Below are 22,826 nucleotides of genomic sequence, written 5' to 3' on the forward strand. Positions count from 1 at the left end.
CCTCGTTCGGGCGGGCGGCGGTGCTCAATACCTTACGGAGCTGAGGTTTCCGTGGGGTTAACTCCCGGATCCGCTCCGAGCCGTCCCGCGCCCGGCGGCGCCGCGTGTCAGCCGCGCACGAGCCCCGCGAGCTCGGCCCGCGTGGACGCGCCCATCTTCCGCAGCAGGTTCGCGACGTGGAACTTCACCGTGTTCTCGCTGATCCCGAGGGTCGTCGCGATGGCGCGGTTGCGGGATCCGCCGGCGACGAGCGCGAGCACCTCCCGCTCGCGCGCGCTGAGCCCCGCCTCCCCCGCGGCGTCGAGGCCGGCGGCGGGCGCGTCGAGCGGCAGACGGACGGCGATCTCGGATCCCCAGCCGGGCGTCGCGGTCACGTCGAGCGTGCCGTCGAGCGCGGCGACGCGGTCGGTGAGGCGGCGCAGCGCGTCGAGGTCGGCGGTGGTGGCGCCCGCGCCGTCGTCGCGGATCCCGACGAGCAGGTTGCTGCCGTCGCAGTCCCACTGGATGCGCACGCGCGTCACGTCCGGCTCCTCCACGAGCGCGAGCACGGCGCCGCGCACGATGGCGCGGCCGGCGTGCGCGACCTCGCCCGGGAGCGCGCGGCCGTCCACGGGCGGCTCGACGAACTGCACGTCGAGGTCGCGGAACCGCACGAGCGGCCGGAGGTCGTCGCGGAGCCGAGCGAAGGCGCGGGCGACCGGCTCCTCGCCGAGCGAGCGGTCGCGGTCGCTCGCGGCGCGCAGCTCGACCATGGCATTGGTGGCGAGGTCGGCCGCCGTCTGGCGGGCCGCCGCGTCGCCCGTGCGGGAGGAGCGCAGCACCGCGAGGAGCGACTCGAGCGTGGTGGCGTGCGCGTCGCCGAGCTCCGCGACCACGCGGGCGCGCTCCGACGACACCGCGCGCGCCTCCGCGAGGTAGGCCGGCGGCGCCGCGGCGACCTGCAGCCGGATCCCGTGGGCGACGCTCCGCCAGAGGGCGCGCACCAGCTCGCGGGCGGGGGGCACGTCGTCGTGGGCGGCGACCGGATCGACGAGGACGAGGAGCGCGCCCGTGTCGGCCCGCCACGCCGCCACCGTGCGGGGGCGGCCGCCGACGGGGTGCTCGACCGCCCAGGCGGCGTCGGCGTCGTCGGCGTCGGCGTCGGCGTCGTCGTCGACGTCGGCGTCGGCGAGGCTCGCGAGGATCCGGTCGAGCTCGGCGATGGTCACGTTCTCCACGACCTCGGCCTCACCCGCCTTCTTGCGCGGGCGGCCGGTGCAGTCCTCCGTGAAGATCACCAGGGCGCGGTGCGCGACCACGGGCTGCAGCAGCCGGGACAGGGCATCCGCCACCTCCTGCAGCGGCGCGGCGAGCGCGTCGTGGAGCCCGTCCAGGAGCGCGACGGCGTCGACGCCGGCGGCGAGCGCGGTGTCGACGGGACGGGCGGCGGGCGCGAGAGGGTGGGTCCGGGACGGCATCCGCCCACCGTACGCCCACCCGGATCCCGCCCCGGAGCGCGGGCGGCCTGCTCGGACGGGTAGGCGCATCCACCCGTCGGGTGGGCGACGCGTACCGTCCGCGGGGAGCACGATGATCAGGTGACCGACACGACGCCCGACCCCCGCCCGGCCGGCGACGCCTCCGTCGACGTGGCCGCCGCCCTCACGCTCATCGCCGACGAGAACGCCCGCGTCGCGCGCGCCCTCGCGGAGCCTCATCTCGCCGCGCGCCTCGACGAGGCCGCCCGCGTGATCCGCGACGGCCGCCGCGTCTTCGCCCTCGGCGCCGGCCGCTCCGGCCTCGCGCTCCGCATGACCGCCATGCGGTTCATGCACCTGGGGCTCGACGCGCACGTGGTCGGCGAGGCCACCTCGCCCGCCATCGAGGAGGGCGACGTCCTCCTGGTCGCGAGCGGATCCGGCACCACGGCCGGCATCGTCAGCGCCGCGCAGACCGCGCACGACGTGGGAGCGCGCATCGTCGCGCTCACCACGGCCGACGACTCGCCGCTCGCCGACCTCGCCGACGTGACCGTGCTGATCCCCGCGGCCGCCAAGCAGGACCACGGCGGCACGGTCTCCGCGCAGTACGCGGGCGGGCTCTTCGAGCTCAGCGTCGCCCTCGTCGGCGACGCCGTGTTCCACGCGCTGTGGCAGGCGTCCGGCCTCTCGGCCGACGAGCTGTGGCCGCGTCACGCCAACCTCGAGTGACCGACGGTCACCCGATCCCCCACCACCACGACACGCATCACGACAGGAAGAGGAACCACATGAAGCTCCAGGTAGCCATGGACGTGCTCACGACGAAGGACGCGCTCGAGCTGGCCGGCAAGGCCGCGCCGCACGTCGACATCATCGAGCTGGGCACGCCGCTCATCAAGGCCGAGGGCCTCTCCGCGATCACCGCGATCAAGGAGGCGCACCCCGACAAGATCGTCTTCGCCGACCTGAAGACGATGGACGCCGGTGAGCTCGAGGCCGACATCGCGTTCTCCGCGGGCGCCGACCTCGTCACCGTCCTCGGCGTCGCGGGCGACAGCACCATCGCGGGCGCCGTCAAGGCCGCCAAGAAGCACGGCAAGGGCATCGTCGTCGACCTCATCGGCGTCCCCGACAAGGCGAAGCGCGCGAAGGAGGTCACCGAGCTCGGGGCCGAGTTCGTGGAGATGCACGCGGGCCTCGACGAGCAGGCGGAGGACGGCTACACGTTCGGCGACCTGCTGGAGGCCGGCAAGGCGTCGGGCGTCAAGTTCTCCGTCGCGGGCGGCGTGAAGCCCGGCACCATCGGCGACGTGCAGGACGCGGGCGCCGTGGTCGCCGTCGCGGGCGGCGCGATCTACTCGGCCGACGACCCGGCCGCGGCCGCCGCCGAGCTGCGGGCCGCGATCCGCTGATCCACCCGCATCGCCACGAGCGCCGCGCACCTCCGTCTCCGGACGGGTGCGCGGCGCTCGTGCGTGGGGGGGGAGCGGGGTCAGCGCAGGGCCGCGATGGCCGCGAGCTCCTCGTCGCGCGTGAGGCCGGATGCGCGCGGCCGGTCGAGCCCGCGCTCCCGCTCGTCCGCGAGCACGTCGCGCATCGTCTCGGCGAGCGGTCGGCGCGTGGCTCCGAGGGCGCGGATCCCCGCGTCGCTCCTCGCCATGAAGCCGGCCGCCTCGCGCGGCAGCCAGAACGGCAGGGACCTCGGGCCCGCCCAGTGCCGCACGTCCGCGGCGGCCAGCTGCTCGTCCGTCGCCACCACGCGCGCACCCGTGGATCCCGCGGCCTCCGCCGCCAGGTCCAGCACGTCGGCCAGCGGCACGCTCTCGCCCACCGCGTCGACGACGCCGTCGAGCACCCGCAGGCCGACGGCGACGAGCAGCTCGGCGAGGTCGCGCGCGTCGATCGCCTGGGAGCGGCGGCCGGTCGCGTCGGGGACGAGCACGGGCCCGTCGCCCGCGAGCGCGAACCGGGCCGGCCAGTATCCGAAGCGGTCGCTGTCGTCGCCGGGCCCGACGACGAGGCCGGGGCGCACGATCATCCGCCGCCCGGCGAGCGCCGCGGTCACCGCGCGCTCGGCCGCCACCTTCGCCTGGCCGTACTCCTCGAGGTCCACGGGCTCCACGAGCGCCGCGTGCTCGTCGTCGCCGGGATCCGCGACGGACGCGTACACGGACACCGTGCTCACGAGGGTCCAGTGCCGGGCCCGGTCGGCGAGCGCCGCGACCGCGCCGCGCGCGTGCTCCGCGGACGACGTGAGGTCCACGACCTCGTCCCACTCCATGCCCGCCACCTCGTCGTAGGCGTCCGGCCGGTCGCGGTCGGCCGCGACGAAGCGCGTGCCCGCGGGGGCGGATCCGCCGGTGCCGCGCGCGAGGCACGTCACCCGGTCGCCGCGCGCCGCGAGCCGCTCCGCGACGAGCCCGCCGATCCACGCCGTGCCGCCGAGGACGAGCACGTCGCGCGGCCCCGGCGACGCGGTGCCCGGGACTGTGCCCGCACCGCTCACGACTCGCGCGCGGGCGTCGTCTTCCCGGGCCGCACCGAGGCCGTGTCGGCGACGTCGATCCGCGTCACGCCGCCCTCCTGCTCGGTCACGTCGACGCGCTTCGCCGCGTCCGACTCGACCGCCTTGGGCGCCGCCGTCAGCTGCTCGTGCCGCTTCTCGTCGAAGTCGCGGGTCTCGTCGTGCTCCTGGTCCGGGTCCTGCTGCATGGCTGCGCCTCTCGTCCCGTCCACCGTACGCGGCGGGGAGCGCCGGTCCGCCGCCCTCCGCCGCGCGCCCTCCGCCATCGGGTGGATCCCCGCGCGCCCCGCTCCGCGTACCGTGGCGGCATGAGCGCACAGGAGCCGACCGTCCCCGATCCCGCCCCGGCCCCCGGCCCCCCGGTCGCCCCGCCCGTCGTCCCCGGTGCCCCGGCTGCCCCCGCGGCGTCCGCGATGCCCGGCGCCCCGACCCCGTTCCCGCCCGCGCTCCCGCCGCTGCCCGAGCGCCCGCCCGTCCCGTACCACCACGGCCTCCGCGACGCCGGCGGCCCCTGGCGCGGGATCCTCGCGCTCGTCCTCTTCGGCGTCGCGTTCCTCGTCCTCTCGCTCGTCTTCGGCGGCGCCGCGATCCTCATCGAGATCCTCACGGGCCGCATGGACCCCGCCGACGAGGCGTCCCTCACGACCATGACGCCCATCGTGCTGCTCGCCACGAACCTGTCGCTGGCCGCCCTCATCCCCGTCTCGATGCTGCTGCAGCGCTGGCTCTTCGGCGTGCGGATGGGCGCCATGTCCTCCATCGCCGGCCGCTTCCGCTGGCGCTGGTTCGGCCGCGCCGCGCTCGTGATGGTGCCCGTGTTCCTCGTCTACATCGGCGTCACGTTCGCGCTCGACCCGTCGGGCGAGGTCCGGTTCGACGGCGAGGTCGTGCTCTACCTCGCGATCGTGCTCCTCACCACGCCGCTGCAGTCCGCCGGCGAGGAGTACGGCTTCCGGGGCCTCATCCAGCGCTCGGTCGGATCCTGGTTCCGCAACGCCTCCGTCGCCCTCGTCGTCGGCGCGGTCGTCTCCGGCTCGCTGTTCGCGCTCGCCCACTTCGCCGCGGACCCGTGGCTCATCGCCTACTACTTCGTCTTCGGCCTGTCGGCGACCCTGTCCGCGCGGCTCACGGGCGGCCTCGAGGCGCCCGTGCTGATCCACGCGCTCAACAACACGCTGCTGTTCATCCCCACCGTGATCCTCGGCCAGATGTCGCAGAGCTTCGACCGCAGCGCGGGCACCGGCGGCCCGTTCATGCTGCTGCCGATGGCGGTCGTGCTCGGATCCGCGCTCCTCACCGGCTGGTGGGCGCGACGTCGCCGCGTGGAGACGTTGGCGCCCCGCCCGCTCACCGCGAAGGAGGAGCGGCGGGAGCGGGAGCGGGCGTGGTGGGAGCAGGAGCGGCAGCGGCAGGCGTCGCTCGCCGCATGGCCCGCGCCCACAGCCCCGGGGACTCCGTCGGCTTGAGCGTGAGCTGCATGGTGACGGTGCCGAGCCAGCGCCCGAACTTCCAGCCCACGCGCCCCATGCGCCCGCTCTCCGTGAAGCCGAGCGAGGCGTGCAGCCGGATCGAGGCGTCGGCGCCCTGGTCGGCGATGACCGCGATCACCTCGCGGATCCGCGCCTCGCGGCACGCCGCGACGAGCGCCTCCAGCAGGGCGCGCCCGAGGCCCTTGCCCGTCGACGCGGCGCCGAGGTAGATCGAGTCCTCCACCGTGGTCCGCGACGAGCGCCGGTTGCCGACCGGCTCGACGAGCGCGTAGCCGAGCACCTGCCCGGACGGCGAGACGGCGACGAGGAACGGCATGCCCATCCGCTCGAGCTGGCCGAACCGGCCGCGCCACCGGGCGAGCGTCATGCGCGTCTCGTCGAAGGTGACGGTGCTGTTCATGACGTAGTGGTTGTAGATCTCGCGGATGTCCGGGAGGTCGGAGGCCGTCGCGGGCCGGATCTCGTACGAGAACACGGGCACGGGCGGCGCGGGCTTCCGGAGGTGGGCGGGCAGGCGGCGCCTCCGCTGGTATTCCTCCTCGAGCATGCCGCGATCCTACGGGGACGGCCGTGCGCGCGGCCGGATCGGATCGCGCCGCTCAGAGCCGCCAGTCGACGGGATCCGCGCCCTGCTCCACGAGGAGCGCGTCCGCCCGGCTGAACGGCCTCGAGCCGAAGAACCCGCGGGACGCCGACAGCGGGCTCGGGTGCACGGAGGTGATCGACGGCACGGGCGCGAGCAGCGGCGCGAGCGATCCCGCGTCCTTGCCCCAGAGGATCGCGACGAGCGGGCCGCCGCGCGCCGCCAGCCCGCGGATGGCGCACTCGGTCACGGCCTCCCAGCCCTTGCCGCGGTGCGAGGCGGGCGCGCCCGGCCGCACCGTGAGCACGCGGTTGAGGAGCAGCACGCCGCTCCGGGTCCACGCGGTGAGGTCGCCGTGCTCGGGGGTGGGGATCCCGAGGTCGTCCCGCAGCTCGCGGTGGATGTTGACGAGGCTCCGCGGCACGGGCCGCACGTCGGGCTCGACCGAGAAGGACAGGCCGACGGGGTGGCCGGGCGTGGGGTACGGATCCTGCCCGACGATGAGCACGCGCACGTCGGCGAGGGGCTGCTGGAACGCGCGCAGCACGCGATCCCCGGCGGGCAGGTAGGGGCGGCCGGCGGCGACCTCGGCGCGCAGCCACTCCCCCATCCGCGCGATGTCGTCGGCGACCGGCGCGAGCACCTCGGCCCATCCGGCGTCCATGAGGCCGCGCTCGACGAGCTCGGGCAGGGTCAGCGCCACGGGCGGCGGATCAGGACGCGCCGGCGGAGCTGACGGTGACGCCCGTCTCCGAGCCGATGACGGACCAGACGCTGCCGCGCCCCTCGACGACCAGCTGGCCCTCGCCCACGATGAGCACGGTGCCCTCGTCGACGGCGACGCCGCCCTCGACGAGACCGGCCTCGGTCGCGGCGATGAGCCGGGTGAGGGTGCCCCGCTGGGCGGCGTGCACGTCGACCGCGACGTCGATGAGGCCGATGCCCTGTTCGACGGTGACCTCGTCGAGGTCCTCGCTCGCGGACTCCTGCACGACCTCGACGTCGCCGATGCGCCAGCCGCCGACGATGGCGGTCTCGGCGGCGACCGCGGCGCCCGCGGAGAAGCCGAGGTACGGGACCCCGGCGGTGACCTGGCGGCGGATCTCGCCGAAGACGGGCTCGAGCGCCTGGCGGTACGCGGGGGTCAGGCCGCCGCCGACGACGATGCCGTCCACGTCCTGCAGCTGGGCGACCTCGATGGATCCGCCCTCCGGCGCGAGCACCGCGACCGGCTCGCAGGCGCCCGCGGCACGCAGCGCCGCCGCGTACTGGTCGAACCACTCGGCACCCAGGCCGTCGTGGACCAGGACCACGGCGATGCGGGCCGGCTCCAACCGGGCGGCATCGGTCGCCCTCGTCGTCGCCTCGGACAGGAACCGCGCGAGGAGGGGGGTGTCGTCATCCGACAGGCCGCCTCCGACCAGGTGAACACTCACCCCTCGACGGTACAGGGCCGGGCCGTGCGCCCGAGCCCTTCGGAGGCGACGCCGGAGAAGACACGAGCCCGGCACCTCCGTGAGGAGGTGCCGGGCTCATGGTGCACTGCGTCTGTGACCCCAACCGGATTCGAACCGGTGTTACCGCCGTGAGAGGGCGGTGTCCTAGGCCGCTAAACGATGGGGCCGTTTTTGCAACTCGTCGAGTATGCCACAGCGCGCACAGCCCGACCAAATCGAGCCCCGACCGGGCCGGATCCGCCCGCCGCGAGGAGGGATCGCGCGCCGGTTTGCCCCCGCCGCCTCGACGGTGTTGGCTCCTCATCATGCGATTGACGAAGCTCGAGCACGCCGCCCTGGTCCTGGAACTCTCGGGGCGCAAGCTCTTCATCGACCCGGGCTCCTTCACCACGCCCATCACCGAGGCGATGAACGCCGACGCCATCGTCATCACGCACGAGCACCCGGACCACTGGACCCCCGAGCAGCTGAAGCGGATCCTCGACAAGAACGAGGGCGTCCCCATCTACGCACCCGAGGGCGTCGCCGCCGCCGCGGACGGCTTCGACGTCACGGTCGTGCACGCGGGCGACACGATCGAGGTCGGCGGCTTCACGCTGCGCTTCTTCGGCGGCGCGCACGCCGTGATCCACGAGTCGATCCCCGTGGTCGACAACCTGGGCGTGCTGGTGAACGGCACGCTCTACTACGCGGGCGACTCCTTCGTCGTCCCCGAGGGCGTCGAGGTCGACCTGCTCGCCGCTCCCGCGGGCGCGCCGTGGCTGAAGATCAGCGAGTCCATCGACTACGTCCTCGCCGTCGCGCCCCGCCGCGCGTTCCCCACGCACGAGATGGTGCTCTCGGCCGCGGGCAAGACCATGTCGAACGCACGGCTGCAGTGGGCGACGGAGCAGGGCGGCGGCGAGTTCCACGCCCTCGAGCCCGGCGATAGCATCGACCTCTAGGCCCTGTTCGGGCTCTCGACGAGCGGACGCGGGGTCATTCGGATGAACGGTCTCGCCGCGGCGTCGCTCATCGTCGAGTTCCTCACGTGGATCGCCCTCGTCCCCGGCGTGCTGCTGTACGTCGCCGGCCTCTCCGTGCGCCTCCTCGGTCGACGCTGGTCCGCGACCGAGGGGCTCGTCGCGGACGCGCCCGCTGTCGACGGCGCTGCACCCGCCCGCGTCCTCCGCTGGTTCGACGGCGACGGCGACGTGCACGAGGCGCCGGCCGACACCCCGGAGATCCGCGACCTCTCGGCCGGATCCGACGTGCGGGTCTGGTTCTCGCCCCGCTCCCCGTGGCGGGTCCGCACGCACGCGCCCGAGCTCGACGGCCGCGCGCTCCGCGTGACCGGGCTCGTGCTCATCGGCATCGGGGCGCTGGCCGCGGTCGTGGGCATCGCGCTGCTCTTCCTCGAGTAGCCGCGCGAGAGGCGCGCGGGTGCGGCCGGCCCCTGGGGATCCGCCTGCATGGTCCGGAACGCTCCATGCACCCGTATAGACTCGTGTCTCGAAGGGGAGTACTCCCGTCCGGCGGTCGTGTCGTCAATACGGTCGGACCACTCCGACCCGTGCGACCGGTTCCGCGAGCAGCAGCTCGCGGGGTGGAGGAGACCTTCAGTACCCCACCGGACCCGTCGAGGTCCGAGTACTGGAGAACCCTCGAAATGGATGTCCCCTTCTGGCTCTGGGCCGCGACCCTCGCGGCCGTCCTCGGCCTGCTGGTCTTCGACTTCTACGCGCACGTCCGCCACGCGCACGAGCCCACGATCAAGGAGTCGGCCACCTGGTCGGTCGTCTACATCGTCATCGCGCTGATCTTCGGCGTCGGCGTCGGCGTCTTCTCGAACTGGACCTTCGGCGGCGAGTACTTCGCCGGCTACGTGACGGAGAAGGCGCTGAGCGTCGACAACCTCTTCGTCTTCCTCATCATCATGTCGAGCTTCGCCGTGCCGCGGGCCTTCCAGCAGAAGGTGCTGCTCGTCGGCATCGCCATCGCGCTCGTGATGCGCGGCATCTTCATCGCGATGGGCTCCGCGATCATCGACAACTTCTCCTGGGTCTTCTACCTCTTCGGCGCCCTGCTGCTCGTCATGGCCTACAAGCAGATGAAGGAGACGCACGACGAGGACGAGTCCGACTCGAAGCTCATCCGCACGCTCCGCCGCTTCATCCCGACCTCGGACCACTACGACGGCGACAAGCTGACGACCCGCGTCGACGGCAAGCGCCTCTTCACCCCGATGTTCCTGGTGATGCTCGCCATCGGCCTCACCGACGTGCTGTTCGCCCTCGACTCGATCCCCGCGATCTTCGGCCTGACGCAGGAGGCGTACATCGTCTTCACCGCCAACGCCTTCGCGCTGCTCGGCCTCCGCCAGCTGTACTTCCTGATCTCCGGCCTCCTCGAGCGTCTCGTCTACCTCTCGCAGGGCCTCGCGGTCATCCTCGGCTTCATCGCCGTGAAGCTCGTGCTGCACGCCATGCACGTCAACGAGGTGCCCTTCATCAACGGCGGCGAGCCGATGCTGTGGGCCCCCGAGATCCCGATCTGGTTCTCGCTGTCGTTCATCCTCCTCACCATCACGGTGGCGACCGTCGCGAGCCTCGCGAAGACGAAGCGCGACGGCACCGCTGTCGAGGGGACGGACTCCGCCGCCTCCGTCGAGGGCGAGAAGGCGCCGGCCGACGCGGACGACGACGCGGCCCGCGGCTCCGGCCGCAGCGTGGGCGAGACCCGCGACGCGGACGCCCCGCGCCGCTAGCCCTCCCCCGCACCACCACGACGCCCGCTCCCGGATCCGGGGGCGGGCGTCGTCGCGCGCCGCCGTCGCACACTTCCGTGCGGGCCGGCGGAGGTGCCCGGCGTACGGTCGGAGCATGGAATTCAGATACCTCGGCAACTCCGGCTTCAAGATCTCCGAGATCACCTACGGCAACTGGCTCACCCACGGATCGCAGGTCGAGAACGACACCGCGACCGCGTGCGTGAAGGCCGCGCTCGAGGCGGGGATCACCACCTTCGACACCGCGGACGTGTACGCCAACACCAAGGCGGAGACCGTGCTCGGCGAGGCGCTCAAGGACGAGCGACGTGCCTCGATCGAGATCTTCACCAAGGTCTTCGGGCCCACGGGCCCCAAGGGCCACAACGACACCGGCCTGTCGCGCAAGCACATCATGGACTCGGTCGAGGGCTCGCTCCAGCGCCTGCAGACCGACTACATCGACCTCTACCAGGCGCACCGCTTCGACTACGAGACGCCCCTCGAGGAGACGATGCAGGCGTTCGCCGACGTCGTCCGCCAGGGCAAGGCGCTCTACATCGGCGTGAGCGAGTGGACGAGCGAGCAGCTGCGCGCCGGCCACGAGCTGGCCGAGCAGCTGGGCTTCCAGCTGATCTCGAACCAGCCGCAGTACTCGGCCCTCTGGCGCGTCATCGAGGAGGAGGTCGTGCCGACCTCGAAGGAGCTGGGCATCTCGCAGATCGTCTGGTCCCCCATCGCGCAGGGCGTGCTGACGGGCAAGTACAAGCCCGGCCAGGACCTGCCGTCCGGATCCCGTGCGACCGACGACAAGGGCGGCGCGGACATGATCAAGCGCTTCATGAACGACGACACCCTGCAGCGCGTGCAGGACCTCCAGCCCGTCGCCGACGAGCTCGACCTGTCGCTCGCGCAGCTCGCCGTCGCGTGGGTGCTGCAGAACGAGAACGTGGCGTCCGCGATCATCGGCGCCTCGCGTCCCGAGCAGGTGCACGAGAACGTGAAGGCGTCCGGCGTGAAGATCCCGGCCGAGCTCCTCACGCGCATCGACGACGCCCTCGGTGACATCGTCGAGAAGGACCCGCGCAAGACCGAGGACAGCTCGCCGAAGACCCGCGAGGCGTGATCCGCAGGGTCCGCTGACCGCACCCGACGGCCCCGCTCGAGCACCGCTCGGGCGGGGCCGTCCGTGCACCCGCCGTCCTCCTCGTGGACAGCTCGCGTGCCGTCGCCGTCCAGCGCTCGCGGCGTAGGCTCGGAGGATGGAATTCCGCTACCTAGGCAACTCAGGCTTCAAGATCTCCGAGATCACGTACGGCAACTGGCTGACCCACGGGTCGCAGGTCGAGAACGACACCGCCACGCAGTGCGTGCAGGCGGCCCTCGAGGCCGGCATCACCACGTTCGACACCGCGGACGGCTACGCGAACACCGTCGCCGAGAAGGTCCTCGGTGACGCGCTCAAGGGCGAGAACCGCGACGGGCTCGAGATCTTCACGAAGGTCTACTTCCCGACCGGCGCCAAGGGCCACAACGACACCGGCCTCTCGCGCAAGCACATCATGGCGTCGATCGACGGCTCGCTCGAGCGCCTCCAGACCGACCACGTGGATCTGTACCAGGCCCACCGCTACGACTACGAGACCCCGCTCGAGGAGACGATGCAGGCCTTCGCCGACGTCGTCCGCCAGGGCAAGGCGCTCTACATCGGCGTCAGCGAGTGGACCCCGGAGCAGCTCCGCGAGGCGCACGGCCTCTCCCGCGAGCTCGGCTTCCAGCTCATCTCGAACCAGCCGCAGTACTCGGCCCTCTGGCGCGTCATCGAGGAGGAGGTCGTCCCGACGTCCGCCGAGCTCGGCATCTCGCAGATCGTCTGGTCCCCCATCGCGCAGGGCGTCCTCACCGGCAAGTACAAGCCCGGCCAGGACCTGCCGCAGGGCTCGCGCGCCACGGACGACAAGGGCGGCGCCGACATGATCAAGCGCTACATGAACGACGACACGCTGACCCGCGTGCAGGAGCTGCAGCCGGTGGCCGACGAGCTCAACCTGTCGCTGGCCCAGCTCGCCGTCGCCTGGGTGCTCCAGAACGAGAACGTCGCCTCGGCGATCATCGGCGCCTCGCGTCCCGAGCAGGTCCACGAGAACGTCAAGGCGTCCGGCGTGAAGATCCCCGCGGAGCTCCTCACCCGCATCGACGACGCCCTGGGTGACGTCGTGGAGAAGGACCCGTCGAAGACGAGCGACAGCTCGCCGAAGGGGCGCCTCGCCTGATCCGCACCACTGAACACGACGACGGCCCCGCTCGAGCAGATGCCCGGGCGGGGCCGTCGTCGTTCCCAGGAAGGCGCGATTCCTAATTCCGGTTGAGCCCGTGCGGCCGTGTATCGAGCGCAATCTTGAAGTGACTCTCCGCAGCGTCGATCACGGTCGTCGGCGTGGAGGGGTCGAACACGCGCAGGAGCGAGTACCGGAAGCTAGCCGGATCCAGACCGCGCAGCTCAACGTTCCCCCCGTGCCCGTTCACCGCGTACACGTGCCACCGCTGACGGATGTTCTCGGCGCCGTCCGCTTTCCCCACGTACTGGCGACCGTCGCGGGTATCGGTGATGAGGTAGATGCCCACCACGGAGGCGAGCGCTGTCCGCCAGGACGCGTAGCGATGCTCCTGCATGACCGCCTGCAGCTGCGCGTAGTCGACGACGAGTCGATCGAATCCAGGGAATGGCACCGGCTGGGCGTCCTCGATCCCGACGACCGGGTACGTCGCTGCCGTGAGTGCCCGCATCCACCACGAACGAGGAGATCGCCAGCCGATCACGAGCCGCTCGCGGAGGTCCGCCATGTGGTCGGAGACGACGACGTCGAACATCCGGAGGGTGCCGTCATCGGAGATCTCGCCCCGGTTCTCCACGACCGCCCAGAACCGCGCGCGATCGCCGCCCTCGCGGATGAACACGACCCAGAATCGCGGCGGTGTCCGCGGGAAACGTTGCACGTCCGACGACTGCGACCGGGTGTATTCGAGGACCTCGGCGTCCGTCGAGTCGGCGTGTACGCCCTTGAGCCCGCTGTCCTCGTGTTCACGGACGTAGGCGTGTCTGATCACCAGTGCATCCGGGATGTGGATTCCCGCGTCGAGCATGATCGGGCCGAGCGTCAACGCCATGTGAGGTCCTCGAGTCGGGTCGTCCGTCGAGTCCAGGAGGACGACCAGAGGCGCAGGTCATGCGCGCTGGCGGACGGGCGCAGGGGAAAAAGGAAAAGGCCCGGAGAACCGGGCCTGTTATTTCCTGCTGTTTCAGTGCTGGGGTACCTGGACTCGAACCAAGAACAAAAGAATCAGAATCTTCCGTGTTGCCAATTACACCATACCCCAAGGCCCCGATGCGCGATCGGGCCTCGTCGAGTGTAGCCCATCGGCCGGATCCGCGCCAAACCGGCGGGCGCCCGGCGGGCCGCGAGACGCGTCAGATCACGGGCAGCAGGTCGCGGTTGATCGCGCTGGCCGCACGCGCTCCGAAGCCGGCCGCGATGATCAGCTGCTGCGGGCCCGGCTGCGAGCTGTCGCCCGCCGCGTAGACGCCCTGGTGCGACGTGCGGCCCTCGGCGTTGACGGCGATGTGGCCGTCGTCGTCGGTGTCGAGGTCGAGCCCCGAGAGGAAGTCGAGCGCGGTCGAGTAGCGGGGGCGCACGAAGCCGCCCGAGCGCGGGACGACGGAGCCGTCCTGCATCCGGATGCCGGTGACGACCGCACGCTCGCCCTCGATGTCGGCGACGGGCCGGCGGTCGACGCGGATCCCGAGGGACGCGAGCCCGCGCTCCCCCGCCTCGTCGATCTCCGCGACGCCGTTGGTGAACACGATGATGTCGCGCGACCACTGCGAGAGAAGCAGCGCGCGCTCCACGAGGTCGTCGGTCTCGCCGATGAGGAAGAGCGGCTCGTCGCGCTTCTCGTAGCCGTCGCACTCCATGCAGCTGTGCACGGCGGTGCCGTAGTAGGCGCGGATGCTCGGCAGGTCCGGCAGCGTCTCCACGAGGCCCGTGGCGATGAGGATCCGGCGCGCGTGCACCTCGCGGTCGGGCGCGCGACGCACGCCCTTCGCGCGGATCGTGAAGCCGCCCTCGGCGGGCTCCGCGGACTGCACGACGGCGAGCTGGAACTCGCCCTCGTCGTACGCCTCGACCTCGACCTGGCCGAGCTTGCGGAGCTCGAGCGGGGAGATCCCGTCGCGCGTGACGAAGCCGTGCGACATGAGCGTCGCGGCGTTCCGCGGACGGCTGCTGTCGAGCACGAGGGTGCGGCGACGGGCGCGCACGAGGTTCAGCGCGCCGGACAGGCCCGCGGGGCCGGCGCCGATGACGACGACGTCGTAGGAGCCGCCCGTCGCGGTGGATCCCGCGACACCGGCGTCAGGCACCGAGCATCCCCGCGAGGCGGTCGAGGCGCGCGATGGTCTCGTCCTTGCCGAGCAGCACCATCGACTCGAACAGCGGCGGCGAGATCCGGCGCCCGGAGACGGCGACGCGCAGCGGTCCGTAGGCGAGGCGCGGCTTCATCCCCATGCCGGTGATGAGCGTGTTCTGCAGCATCTCCTGCACCAGGTCGACGTCCCACTGCGTGTGCGGGACGCCGTCGAGCGCGCCGCGGCTGGCGGCGAGGACCCCGCCGGCGTCGTCCTTGAGCGCCTGGACGGCCGCGTCGTCGTAGGGCAGCGCGTCGGCCGTCGTGAAGAGGAACGACAGCAGATCCGGCGCCTCGCCCAGGAGCTGCATGCGCTCCTGCACGAGCGGCGCCGCGGCGTCGAGCATGCGCTTCTCGTCGTGCGTGAGCTCGGCGCCGACGACGTCCGCCGCCTGCAGGTACGGGACGAGGCGCTGGGCGAAGTCGTCGAGCGCGAGCAGGCGGATGTGGTCGCCGTTCAGCGACTCCGCCTTCTTGAGGTCGAAGCGCGCCGGCGCGGGCGTGACGTCGGCCACGTCGAACGCGGTGACCATCTCCATCCGCGAGAACACGTCGCGGTCGTGGGTGAGCGACCAGCCGAGGAGCGCCAGGTAGTTGATGAGGCCCTCGGGGATGAAGCCGCGGTCGCGGTGGTGGAACAGGTTCGACTCGGGGTCGCGCTTGGAGAGCTTCTTGTTGCCCTCCCCCATCACGTACGGCAGATGGCCGAAGCGCGGGATGGCGTCCGCCACTCCGATGTCGATGAGGGCGTGGTACAGCGCGATCTGCCGGGGCGTCGACGAGAGGAGGTCCTCGCCGCGGAGCACGTGAGTGATCCCCATGAGCGCGTCGTCCACGGGGTTCACCAGCGTGTAGAGCGGGGCGCCGTTGGGGCGCACGAGCACGAAGTCGGGGAACGACCCGGCGGGGAACGTGACCGTGCCGCGCACGAGGTCGTCGAACGAGAGGTCGGTGTCCGGCACGCGGAGGCGGAGCGCCGGCGAGCGGCCCTCGTCGCGGAACGCCTGGCGCGCCTCCTCGGTGAGGTCGCGCTCGAAGTTGTCGTAGCCCATCTTCGGGTCGCGGCCGGCGGCGCGGTTGCGGGCCTCGATCTCCTCGGCCGTCGCGTAGCTCTCGTAGAGGTGGCCCGACTCGGTGAGCCTGCGGATCACGTCGAGGTAGAGGTCGGTGCGCTGCGACTGGCGGTACGGCGCGTGCGGGCCGCCGACGCCCTCGCCCTCGTCCCAGTCGATCTCCAGCCAGCGCAGCGCCTCGATGAGCTGCCCGTAGCTCTCCTCGCTGTCGCGCGCGGCGTCGGTGTCCTCGACGCGGAACACGAGCTTGCCGCCGGTGTGGCGCGCGTAGGCCCAGTTGAACAGGGCCGTGCGGATGAGCCCCACGTGCGGCGTCCCGGTCGGGGACGGGCAGAACCGGACGCGGACGTCGGTGCCGGAAGCGGTGGTCACGGGGTGCGCGGTTGTCTCAGTCATCCTGGATCCGATTCTAGGGCTCGGGCTGCGGCTCCCCGTCGGCCGCGGGCGCCCCGTCCGCGCAGTACGGCTCGAGCAGGTCCCACCTGTCGTACTGGTCGCCGGGCGGCACCCCGCACTCGAGGAGGACGGCGCCGCCGTACCGCATCGGATCGATCCCGGCGAGGGTGCCGGACGAGCGGAACGCGCCCTCGCAGCCGGTGACCGTGAAGCGCACGGACTGCGTCGCCCCGAGGTAGCCGATGACGTAGCGCGCGGCCCGATCGGCGACCGGGTCGAAGGAGACGAGCTGCAGGGAGCGCCCGAAGCGCGGCGGCACGATGTCCCGGTCCCGCAGGTCGCCGAGGAGGTACGACGCCCACGCCGGATCCGGCGTCAGCGGGTCGACGACCGTCGCGGATCCGTCCTCCGCCTCGTCGACCGCGAGGCCGACGGGCGGCACCAGCTCGGTGTCGGTGCGGGTCACGCTCTGCCGGGTGGAGCCGAGGCCGGGCTGCTCCCCCGGTCCGGGGACCCGCACCTGCATGACGCGGACGGCGAGGAGGTCGTCCGCAGCACCCGCCACGGGCTCCGACCAGTCGACGGCGAGGTCGGACGGCACGCAGCCCGCGGGCAGGTCGAGCGCCGGGGGCTCGTCCACGACCGGGGTCGCCGTCGGGGAGCCGTCGGCGGGATCCGGCGTCTCGAGCCCGTAGTCGGACACGTCGTAGACGCAGCCCGCGAGCAGCGCGACCGCCGCGGCCGCCAGCGCGACGCGCGCCGGACGGCCGAGGCGGGTCACGGGTCAGGCGCGGGCGCGCGCGGGGTTCGAGAGCGTGCCGATCCCCTCGATGGAGACCTCGACGACCTGGCCGTCGGTGAAGGGCCCGACGCCGGCGGGCGTGCCCGTGAGGATCACGTCGCCGGGCAGCAGGGTCCACACGCGCGAGGCGAACGCGATGAGCTCGGGCACGGTGTGCACCATCTCGCTCGTGCGGCCGGACTGGCGGAGCTCCCCGTCGACGCGCGTCTCGATGAGCGCGTCCTCGAACGAGCCCTCGGTCTCGATGACCGGGCCGAGCGGGCAGAAGGTGTCGTACCCCTTCGCGCGCGCCCATTGGCTCTCGGAGTGCTGGATGTCGCGCGCGGTGACGTCGTTGCCGATCGTGTAGCCGAAGATCGAGCGGCACGCGTCCTCCACGGACACGTCGCGCGTGATCCGCCCGATGACGACCGCGAGCTCGCCCTCGTGCTCCACCTGCTGGCTGTCGGCGGGGAGTCGGATGGCGTCGTCGGGTCCGACGACGGAGGTGTTGGGCTTCAGGAAGATGAGCGGCGTGCTCGGCGCCTCGCTGCCGTGCTCCGCCGCGTGGGCGGCGTAGTTGCGGCCGACGGCGACGACCTTCGAGCGCGGGATCACCGGCGCGAGCAGCCGCGCGTCGGCGAGCGGCACGCGCTCCCCCGTCGTCTGGTAGCCGCTGAACATCGGGTCGCCGGTGAGGACGACCAGGTGGCCCTCCTCCTCGTCGAGGATGCCGAAGCGGGGGTCGTCACCGGTGCTGAATCGCGCGATCTTCACGCTGACGACCCTAGCCGTGCGGGCGGCGCCCGGCCGCCCGCACGAGCGGACCCGCTACGCGTCGAGGCGCGTGAGCCAGCCGTGGCGGTCCGGGATGCGGCCGTACTGGATGTCCGTGAGCTCCTGGCGCAGCGACATCGTCAGCTCGCCGGCGGGCGCGTCGATGTCGCCGACGTCGAGGCCCTCGCCGAGCAGCCGTCCGATGGGCGTGATCACCGCAGCGGTGCCGCACGCGAACACCTCGGTGATCTCGCCCGACGCCACACCCTCGACCCACTCGGACAGCTCCACGCGCCGCTTCTCGACCGTGAGGCCGCGGTCGCGCGCGAGCTCGAGGATCGAGTCGCGCGTGATGCCCTCGAGGATGCTCTCCGAGTCGGGCGTGACCAGGCGTCCGTCCCGGTAGACGAGCACGATGTTCATGCCGCCGAGCTCCTCGAGGTAGCGGCCCTCCTCGGAGTCGAGGAAGAGCACCTGCGCGCAGCCGTGCGACGCGGCCTCGGCCTGCGGGAGGAGCGACGCGGCGTAGTTGCCGCCGCACTTGGCGGCGCCCGTGCCGCCCTTGCCCGCGCGGGAGTACTGCGTCGACAGCCAGATGGACACCGGGGCGACGCCGCCCGTGAAGTACGCGCCCGCGGGGCTCGCGATGACGTAGTAGCCCACGCGCTGGGCGGCGCGCACGCCGAGGAAGCTCTCGTTGGCGATCATGAACGGGCGGAGGTACAGGCTCTGCTCCGCGGCCGTCGGCACCCAGCCGAGGTCGGCGCGGACCAGCTGGCGCACCGACTCGACGAAGTCCTCGGTGGGCAGCTCCGGCAGCGCGAGGCGGCGGGCCGAGCGCTGCAGGCGGGCGGCGTTCCGGTCGGGGCGGAAGGTCCAGACGGATCCGTCGGCGTGGCGGTACGCCTTCATGCCCTCGAAGATCTCCTGACCGTAGTGCAGCACGCTCGCGGCGGGATCCAGCTGGAGCGGCCCGTACGGGACGACGCGGGCGTCGTGCCAGCCGGCGTCGAGGGTCCAGTCGACCTGGACCATGTGGTCCGTGAAGTGCTTGCCGAAGCCGGGGTCCGCGAGGATCGCCTCCCGCTCGGCGTCGGCGCGGGCCGTCTCCGAGGGGGTCTGCGCGAAGGACAGGGGGAAGGCGGCGCCGGTGCTGCTGGTGGAGGCCGTGCTGCTGGTGGAGCTCATGGGGTCCTTCAGTGGTTCGTGGAGAGGGCGCGGAGCACGGCGTCGCCGACCTCCGCGGTGGATCGGAGTGCCGCGTCGCCCGCGGCCCGCGCGGCGAGGTCGGACGAGACCGCGGCGGTGACGCGCGCCGCGGCCTCGGGGAGGCCGAGGTGGTCGAGCAGGAGCGCGACCGAGAGGATCGCCGCGGTCGGGTCGGCCTTCTGCTGGCCGGCGATGTCGGGCGCGGATCCGTGCACCGGCTCGAACATGCTCGGGAACGCGCCCGTCGGGTTGACGTTGCCCGACGCGGCGAGGCCGATGCCGCCCGAGACAGCCGCGGCGAGGTCGGTGATGATGTCGCCGAACAGGTTGTCCGAGACGATCACGTCGAAGCGCGACGGGTCGGTGACCAGGAAGATCATCGTGGCGTCGACGTGCAGGTAGTCGACCGCGATGCCGGGGTGCTCGGCGGCGACGCGGTCGACGGTGCGCTGCCACAGGGATCCGGCGAAGGTCAGCACGTTGGTCTTGTGCACGAGGGTGACGCGCTTGCGGTCGCGCTTCTCCGCGAGCTCGAACGCGAACCGCACGGTGCGCTCGACGCCGTGCGCCGTGTTCACGGACACCTCGGTCGCGATCTCGTGCTCGGTGCCGCGCCGCAGCACGCCGCCGTTGCCCGCGTACGGCCCCTCGGTCCCCTCGCGGACGACGACGAAGTCGACGTCGCCGGGCGCGGCGAGCGGCGAGACGACGCCGGGCAGCAGGGTCGTGGGCCGCAGGTTGACGTAGTGGTCGAACGCGAAGCGCAGCTTCAGCAGCAGGCCGCGCTCGATGATGCCGCCGGCGAGGCGCGCGTCGCGGGGGTCGCCCCCGACCGCGCCGAGCAGGATCGCGTCGTGCCGGGCCAGCGCCGCCAGGTCGGAGTCCGTGAGGATCTCGCCGGTCTCGAGGAAGTGCCCGGCGCCGAACGGGTACTGCGTGGTGTCGAGCGACACGTCCGCGGGGACCGCCTCCCGCAGCACGCGCAGGGCCTCGTGGACGACCTCCGGGCCGATGCCGTCCCCGGGGACGACGGCGAGCGAGATGGTGCGGGGCATGGATCCTCCCGGGGCTCGGTGGGTGTCGGGCCAGGTTACCCGTCCGTCGCTGGCGCCCGCGCGCTACGGTGGAGGCACCCGACCGCCCCGACGGGCACGACAGAAGGACACACCCATGAGCATCGGACTCGGCATCTTCCTCGTCGTCGTCGGCGCGATCCTCGCGTTCGCCGTCGACCTCACGGTCCCCGGCGTCGACCTGCAGCTGGTCGGCTACATCCTCATGGGCGGCGGCGTGCTCGTGATCATCATCGGCATCGCGCTCCTCGCCCGCCGCCGCACGGCCGTCAGCGAGACCCGCACGCGCATCGACCCCGCGACGGGCCAGCGCGTCACGCGCAGCGAGCGCTCCGACGACAACGTCGTCTGATCCGCTCCCCTGCACGCATCGGGCCCGTCACCTCTCGAGGTGACGGGCCCGATCCGCGTCCGCGCACCCGCGCGGCGCCCGGGATCAGTCGTGCGAGCTGGCGCGGCGGAGGCTCGTGAGCGAGATGACGATCGCGCCCGCCATCAGCGCGGCGCCGATGATCGAGGTCGTCACCACGCCGCCGTCGAAGGCCGTGTGCGCCGACTCGAGGAGGGCGGCGCCCACGTCCGCCGGCACGCGCTCGGCGACCGACACCGCACCCCCGAGGGTCTCGCGCGCCGCGACCGAGTCGCCGTCGGACAGGCCGGCGGGCAGCACGAGGCCCGTGCGGTAGCTGGCCGTCAGGATGCTGCCGAGCACGGCCGTTCCGAGCACCGCTCCCACCTCGTACGCCGTCTCCGATACCGCCGACGCGGCGCCCGCCTTCGCCGGCGGGACGGCCGCGATGATCAGGTCGTTGGAGATCGTCTGCGAGGCGCCGATGCCCGCACCCAGCAGGCAGAAGGCGAAGACGAGGAGCCCGACCGACGCGCCCCGGCCGGTCACCGCGAGCAGCACGTAGGCGACGGCCGAGAACGCGAGCGCGATGGCGACCACCCGGGACGGGCGGGCGCGCGCCACGATCGGCACGATCACGAGGCCCGACACGATGACCACGACGGATCCCGGGATCAGCGCGAGGCCCGCCGCGAGCGGGTCCAGCCCCGCGACCAGCTGCAGGTGCTGCGTGACGAAGAAGAGGAAGCCGACGAGCGAGACGACGCTCAGCAGGTTGACGAGAACCGCGCCCGTGAACACGGGCTCGCGGAACAGCGCCACGTCGAGCATGGGGTTCCGCGCCCGGGACATGCGGCGGACGAAGAGGATGCCCGCGACGACGCCGACGACCGGCGCCGCGATCGCGAGCGGCGTCACGCCCTCGGTCGCGAACGTCTTGATCGCGTAGACGATGGGCGCGACCGTCGCGAGCGACAGCAGGATCGCGACCACGTCGATGGGGCCGGGCGCCGGGTCCTTCGACTCGGGCACGAGCACGGGCGTGAGGATCAGCAGCGGCAGCAGCACGGGCACCGCGACGAGGAACACGGATCCCCACCAGAAGTGCTCGAGCAGCACGCCGCCGACGAGCGGGCCGAGCGCGGATCCGCCGGAGAAGCCCGACGCCCAGATGGCGATGGCGAGGCGGCGCTGCTTGCGGTCGGTGAAGATCGAGCGCAGGAGCGAGAGCGTGGAGGGCATGAGCATCGCGCCGAAGAAGCCCAGCAGGGCGCGGGCGCCGATGAGCTGCGACGCGTCGGTCGCGAACGCGGCGAGGGCCGAGACGAGGCCGAAGCCGGCGGCGCCGATCATGAGGAGGCGACGGCGGCCGTAGCGGTCGCCCATGTTGCCCATGGCGACGAGGAGGCCCGCGAGCACGAGCGGGTAGGCGTCGATGATCCAGAGCTGGGCCGCGCCCGACGGCTCGAGGTCGCGCGCGATGGACGGCATCGCGAAGCTCAGCACCGTGTTGTCGATGGAGACGAGGAGCACCGGGAGCATGAGCACCACGAGCGCGGCCCACTGCCGGCCGCCCGCGCGGCCGGGGGCGGCGATCTCGGGGACGGATGCGGTGCGGGGGCTGGACATGACGGGGCTTCCTGACGTCGGGAGGAGACGGCGCGGGGCGCGCGGACGGGCCGCGGGAGCGGCCGGGGATCACTGTACCGTCCGGTCGGTACAGCGGGCAACCCGCCGCTACGCTGGATCCATGCCCGCCACACCACCCGACGACGCCGCCCCCGAGCCGGACGCCGCACCCGAGCCCGCCGCCGCACCCGACGCGGCGCCCTCCCCCGGCGGCACCGCACGCGACCGCATCCTCGACGCCTTCGAGGAGCTGCTCGTGCAGCAGGGAGAGCGCGGCACGACCCTCGAGGCCGTCGCCGCCGCGGCCGGCGTCTCCAAGGGCGGGCTGCTCTACCACTTCGGCGGGAAGGAGGCCCTCGTCGAGGGGCTGCTCGCCCGCATGTCCGCGCTGGCGCAGGCGGACGTCGCGCGCCTCCGGGCCGCCGAACGGGGACCGGTCGACCGGTGGATCCGCAGCTCGCTGTCCACGGCCACGCCGTTCGACCGCGCCTACGTCGCGACCTCCCGCCTCGCGCAGGGCAACCACCCGCGCGCCCGCGACACGCTCACGCACCTCCAGGACGAGTGGGCCGCCGTCATCCTGGAGGCCGTGGGCGACCCGGCCGTGGCGCGGGCCGTGCTCCTGATCGGCGACGGCCTGTACTACAACTCGGCGCTGCAGCCCTGGCTCGGTGGATCCGCCCCCGCGGACGACGCGCTCGACGAGCTCATCCGCGTGGTCGACGACCTCGTGCGGATGCGCTCCACCGGCGCCTGACCCGCCCGGACGCACCGCGAGGGCGGCCGCCGCAGCAGCCGCCCTCGCCGGGGTCCGT

General features: G+C 72.8%; 24 protein-coding genes and 2 tRNA genes. 10 read left to right on the top strand and 16 right to left on the bottom strand.

The genetic code is table 11. The features are described 5' to 3' along the window. Positions 1-107 precede the first annotated feature (107 nt). The gene (locus BFL37_RS14675; protein ID WP_143331578.1) at positions 108-1,457 is read right to left on the bottom strand and encodes a LuxR C-terminal-related transcriptional regulator; all 1,350 of its coding nucleotides are present in this window, start codon (positions 1,455-1,457) and stop codon (positions 108-110) included. 120 nt (positions 1,458-1,577) lie between these two features. Here BFL37_RS14675 and hxlB point away from each other — a divergent pair, with 120 nt between their 5' ends. Together hxlB and hxlA are read left to right on the top strand one after the other, a co-directional pair. Then, the gene (gene hxlB, locus BFL37_RS03215; protein ID WP_086513722.1) at positions 1,578-2,189 is read left to right on the top strand and encodes a 6-phospho-3-hexuloisomerase; all 612 of its coding nucleotides are present in this window, start codon (positions 1,578-1,580) and stop codon (positions 2,187-2,189) included. A gap of 59 nt (positions 2,190-2,248) precedes the next feature. Beyond that, positions 2,249-2,872 (top strand): 3-hexulose-6-phosphate synthase, encoded by a 624-nt coding sequence (gene hxlA / locus BFL37_RS03220; RefSeq protein ID WP_086513723.1) that lies wholly within the window; start codon positions 2,249-2,251, stop codon positions 2,870-2,872. Positions 2,873-2,952: 80 nt separating this feature from the next. On the opposite strand, the gene BFL37_RS03225 is transcribed toward hxlA, so the two are convergent. Both BFL37_RS03225 and BFL37_RS03230 read right to left on the bottom strand, forming a co-directional pair. Next, positions 2,953-3,915 (bottom strand): NAD-dependent epimerase/dehydratase family protein, encoded by a 963-nt coding sequence (locus tag BFL37_RS03225; protein ID WP_241533823.1) that lies wholly within the window; start codon positions 3,913-3,915, stop codon positions 2,953-2,955. A gap of 47 nt (positions 3,916-3,962) precedes the next feature. Then, on the bottom strand, positions 3,963-4,172 hold the full coding sequence (locus BFL37_RS03230) for a hypothetical protein (RefSeq protein ID WP_086513725.1): 210 nt from the start codon (positions 4,170-4,172) through the stop codon (positions 3,963-3,965). Positions 4,173-4,292: 120 nt separating this feature from the next. Between BFL37_RS03230 and BFL37_RS03235 the strand changes: the two genes are divergently transcribed. Further along, a complete protein-coding gene (locus BFL37_RS03235; RefSeq protein ID WP_086513726.1) occupies positions 4,293-5,450 on the top strand; it encodes a CPBP family intramembrane glutamic endopeptidase in 1,158 nt (385 codons plus the stop codon). Here BFL37_RS03235 and BFL37_RS03240 read toward each other — a convergent pair. The 4 genes from BFL37_RS03240 to BFL37_RS03255 all read right to left on the bottom strand — a co-directional run bounded on the left by BFL37_RS03240 (position 5,332) and on the right by BFL37_RS03255 (position 7,681). Then, entirely contained in the window at positions 5,332-6,021 is a 690-nt protein-coding gene (locus BFL37_RS03240; protein WP_086513727.1) for a GNAT family N-acetyltransferase, read from the bottom strand. The genes BFL37_RS03235 and BFL37_RS03240 overlap by 119 nt on opposite strands. Before the next feature lie 52 nt (positions 6,022-6,073). Continuing rightward, positions 6,074-6,760, bottom strand: a complete 687-nt coding sequence (locus tag BFL37_RS03245; protein ID WP_086513728.1) for a uracil-DNA glycosylase — start codon at positions 6,758-6,760, stop codon at positions 6,074-6,076. Positions 6,761-6,770: 10 nt separating this feature from the next. Next, on the bottom strand, positions 6,771-7,493 hold the full coding sequence (locus BFL37_RS03250; RefSeq protein ID WP_086513729.1) for a Type 1 glutamine amidotransferase-like domain-containing protein: 723 nt from the start codon (positions 7,491-7,493) through the stop codon (positions 6,771-6,773). 115 nt (positions 7,494-7,608) lie between these two features. Further along, positions 7,609-7,681: transfer RNA gene (locus BFL37_RS03255), tRNA-Glu, on the bottom strand. Between the two features lie 138 nt (positions 7,682-7,819). On the opposite strand from BFL37_RS03255, the gene BFL37_RS03260 reads away from it, so the two are divergent. The 5 genes from BFL37_RS03260 (at position 7,820) to BFL37_RS03280 (ending at position 12,533) form a co-directional block, all read left to right on the top strand. Continuing rightward, positions 7,820-8,458, top strand: a complete 639-nt coding sequence (locus BFL37_RS03260; RefSeq protein WP_086513730.1) for an MBL fold metallo-hydrolase — start codon at positions 7,820-7,822, stop codon at positions 8,456-8,458. A gap of 42 nt (positions 8,459-8,500) precedes the next feature. Next, positions 8,501-8,917 (top strand): DUF3592 domain-containing protein, encoded by a 417-nt coding sequence (locus BFL37_RS03265; RefSeq protein WP_086513731.1) that lies wholly within the window; start codon positions 8,501-8,503, stop codon positions 8,915-8,917. 245 nt (positions 8,918-9,162) lie between these two features. After that, entirely contained in the window at positions 9,163-10,260 is a 1,098-nt protein-coding gene (locus tag BFL37_RS03270) for a TerC family protein (protein WP_086513732.1), read from the top strand. A 115-nt stretch (positions 10,261-10,375) separates the two neighbouring features. Next, positions 10,376-11,386: an aldo/keto reductase family protein gene (locus BFL37_RS03275; protein WP_086513733.1), complete on the top strand. Its 1,011-nt coding sequence runs from the start codon at positions 10,376-10,378 to the stop codon at positions 11,384-11,386. A 136-nt stretch (positions 11,387-11,522) separates the two neighbouring features. Next, positions 11,523-12,533 (top strand): aldo/keto reductase family protein, encoded by a 1,011-nt coding sequence (locus tag BFL37_RS03280; protein ID WP_086513734.1) that lies wholly within the window; start codon positions 11,523-11,525, stop codon positions 12,531-12,533. Between the two features lie 82 nt (positions 12,534-12,615). Here the strand turns inward: BFL37_RS03280 and BFL37_RS03285 are convergent, their stop codons facing one another. The 8 genes from BFL37_RS03285 to BFL37_RS03320 form a co-directional block, all read right to left on the bottom strand. After that, positions 12,616-13,428, bottom strand: coding sequence for a GIY-YIG nuclease family protein (locus BFL37_RS03285; protein WP_086513735.1), 813 nt, complete (start codon positions 13,426-13,428; stop codon positions 12,616-12,618). Positions 13,429-13,566: 138 nt separating this feature from the next. Then, positions 13,567-13,638 (bottom strand) — tRNA-Gln (locus BFL37_RS03290). Between the two features lie 91 nt (positions 13,639-13,729). Further along, the gene (locus BFL37_RS03295) at positions 13,730-14,680 is read right to left on the bottom strand and encodes an NAD(P)/FAD-dependent oxidoreductase (RefSeq protein ID WP_086513736.1); all 951 of its coding nucleotides are present in this window, start codon (positions 14,678-14,680) and stop codon (positions 13,730-13,732) included. Further along, the gene (gene gltX / locus BFL37_RS03300; RefSeq protein ID WP_086513737.1) at positions 14,673-16,193 is read right to left on the bottom strand and encodes a glutamate--tRNA ligase; all 1,521 of its coding nucleotides are present in this window, start codon (positions 16,191-16,193) and stop codon (positions 14,673-14,675) included. The genes BFL37_RS03295 and gltX overlap by 8 nt, the downstream gene beginning before the upstream one ends. 13 nt (positions 16,194-16,206) lie before the next feature. Next, positions 16,207-16,974, bottom strand: a complete 768-nt coding sequence (locus BFL37_RS03305; RefSeq protein WP_086513738.1) for a hypothetical protein — start codon at positions 16,972-16,974, stop codon at positions 16,207-16,209. Between the two features lie 3 nt (positions 16,975-16,977). Then, positions 16,978-17,751, bottom strand: a complete 774-nt coding sequence (locus tag BFL37_RS03310; protein ID WP_086513739.1) for a fumarylacetoacetate hydrolase family protein — start codon at positions 17,749-17,751, stop codon at positions 16,978-16,980. Between the two features lie 54 nt (positions 17,752-17,805). Then, the gene (locus tag BFL37_RS03315) at positions 17,806-18,939 is read right to left on the bottom strand and encodes a branched-chain amino acid aminotransferase (RefSeq protein ID WP_172403728.1); all 1,134 of its coding nucleotides are present in this window, start codon (positions 18,937-18,939) and stop codon (positions 17,806-17,808) included. A gap of 8 nt (positions 18,940-18,947) precedes the next feature. Continuing rightward, positions 18,948-20,015 (bottom strand): 3-isopropylmalate dehydrogenase, encoded by a 1,068-nt coding sequence (locus tag BFL37_RS03320; protein ID WP_086513740.1) that lies wholly within the window; start codon positions 20,013-20,015, stop codon positions 18,948-18,950. Positions 20,016-20,130: 115 nt separating this feature from the next. Here BFL37_RS03320 and BFL37_RS03325 point away from each other — a divergent pair, with 115 nt between their 5' ends. Continuing rightward, positions 20,131-20,385, top strand: coding sequence for a DUF6458 family protein (locus BFL37_RS03325; protein ID WP_086513741.1), 255 nt, complete (start codon positions 20,131-20,133; stop codon positions 20,383-20,385). 84 nt (positions 20,386-20,469) lie between these two features. Here the strand turns inward: BFL37_RS03325 and BFL37_RS03330 are convergent, their stop codons facing one another. Then, complete coding sequence (locus tag BFL37_RS03330) at positions 20,470-22,011, bottom strand: MFS transporter (RefSeq protein WP_086513742.1); 1,542 nt, start codon at positions 22,009-22,011, stop codon at positions 20,470-20,472. 121 nt (positions 22,012-22,132) lie between these two features. Here BFL37_RS03330 and BFL37_RS03335 point away from each other — a divergent pair, with 121 nt between their 5' ends. Continuing rightward, a complete protein-coding gene (locus BFL37_RS03335; protein WP_086513743.1) occupies positions 22,133-22,768 on the top strand; it encodes a TetR/AcrR family transcriptional regulator in 636 nt (211 codons plus the stop codon). Positions 22,769-22,826 lie beyond the last annotated feature (58 nt).

The organism is Clavibacter michiganensis, from assembly GCF_002151125.1.
In the GTDB taxonomy this organism is placed as follows: Bacteria; Actinomycetota; Actinomycetes; order Actinomycetales; family Microbacteriaceae; genus Clavibacter; species Clavibacter michiganensis_C.

Excerpts from the sequence above, each read along its gene's own strand:
- BFL37_RS03240 (WP_086513727.1), bottom strand. The coding sequence starts at position 6,021 with ATGCTCGAGGAGGAATACCAGCGGAGGCGCCGCCTGCCCGCCCACCTC.
- BFL37_RS03260 (WP_086513730.1), top strand. The coding sequence starts at position 7,820 with ATGCGATTGACGAAGCTCGAGCACGCCGCCCTGGTCCTGGAACTCTCG.
- BFL37_RS03315 (WP_172403728.1), bottom strand. The coding sequence starts at position 18,939 with ATGAGCTCCACCAGCAGCACGGCCTCCACCAGCAGCACCGGCGCCGCC.
- BFL37_RS03280 (WP_086513734.1), top strand. The coding sequence starts at position 11,523 with ATGGAATTCCGCTACCTAGGCAACTCAGGCTTCAAGATCTCCGAGATC.
- BFL37_RS03320 (WP_086513740.1), bottom strand. The coding sequence starts at position 20,015 with ATGCCCCGCACCATCTCGCTCGCCGTCGTCCCCGGGGACGGCATCGGC.
- BFL37_RS03285 (WP_086513735.1), bottom strand. The coding sequence starts at position 13,428 with ATGGCGTTGACGCTCGGCCCGATCATGCTCGACGCGGGAATCCACATC.
- BFL37_RS14675 (WP_143331578.1), bottom strand. The coding sequence starts at position 1,457 with ATGCCGTCCCGGACCCACCCTCTCGCGCCCGCCGCCCGTCCCGTCGAC.
- BFL37_RS03235 (WP_086513726.1), top strand. The coding sequence starts at position 4,293 with ATGAGCGCACAGGAGCCGACCGTCCCCGATCCCGCCCCGGCCCCCGGC.
- BFL37_RS03275 (WP_086513733.1), top strand. The coding sequence starts at position 10,376 with ATGGAATTCAGATACCTCGGCAACTCCGGCTTCAAGATCTCCGAGATC.
- BFL37_RS03265 (WP_086513731.1), top strand. The coding sequence starts at position 8,501 with ATGAACGGTCTCGCCGCGGCGTCGCTCATCGTCGAGTTCCTCACGTGG.
- BFL37_RS03325 (WP_086513741.1), top strand. The coding sequence starts at position 20,131 with ATGAGCATCGGACTCGGCATCTTCCTCGTCGTCGTCGGCGCGATCCTC.
- BFL37_RS03330 (WP_086513742.1), bottom strand. The coding sequence starts at position 22,011 with ATGTCCAGCCCCCGCACCGCATCCGTCCCCGAGATCGCCGCCCCCGGC.
- hxlA (WP_086513723.1), top strand. The coding sequence starts at position 2,249 with ATGAAGCTCCAGGTAGCCATGGACGTGCTCACGACGAAGGACGCGCTC.
- gltX (WP_086513737.1), bottom strand. The coding sequence starts at position 16,193 with ATGACTGAGACAACCGCGCACCCCGTGACCACCGCTTCCGGCACCGAC.
- BFL37_RS03270 (WP_086513732.1), top strand. The coding sequence starts at position 9,163 with ATGGATGTCCCCTTCTGGCTCTGGGCCGCGACCCTCGCGGCCGTCCTC.
- BFL37_RS03335 (WP_086513743.1), top strand. The coding sequence starts at position 22,133 with ATGCCCGCCACACCACCCGACGACGCCGCCCCCGAGCCGGACGCCGCA.
- BFL37_RS03230 (WP_086513725.1), bottom strand. The coding sequence starts at position 4,172 with ATGCAGCAGGACCCGGACCAGGAGCACGACGAGACCCGCGACTTCGAC.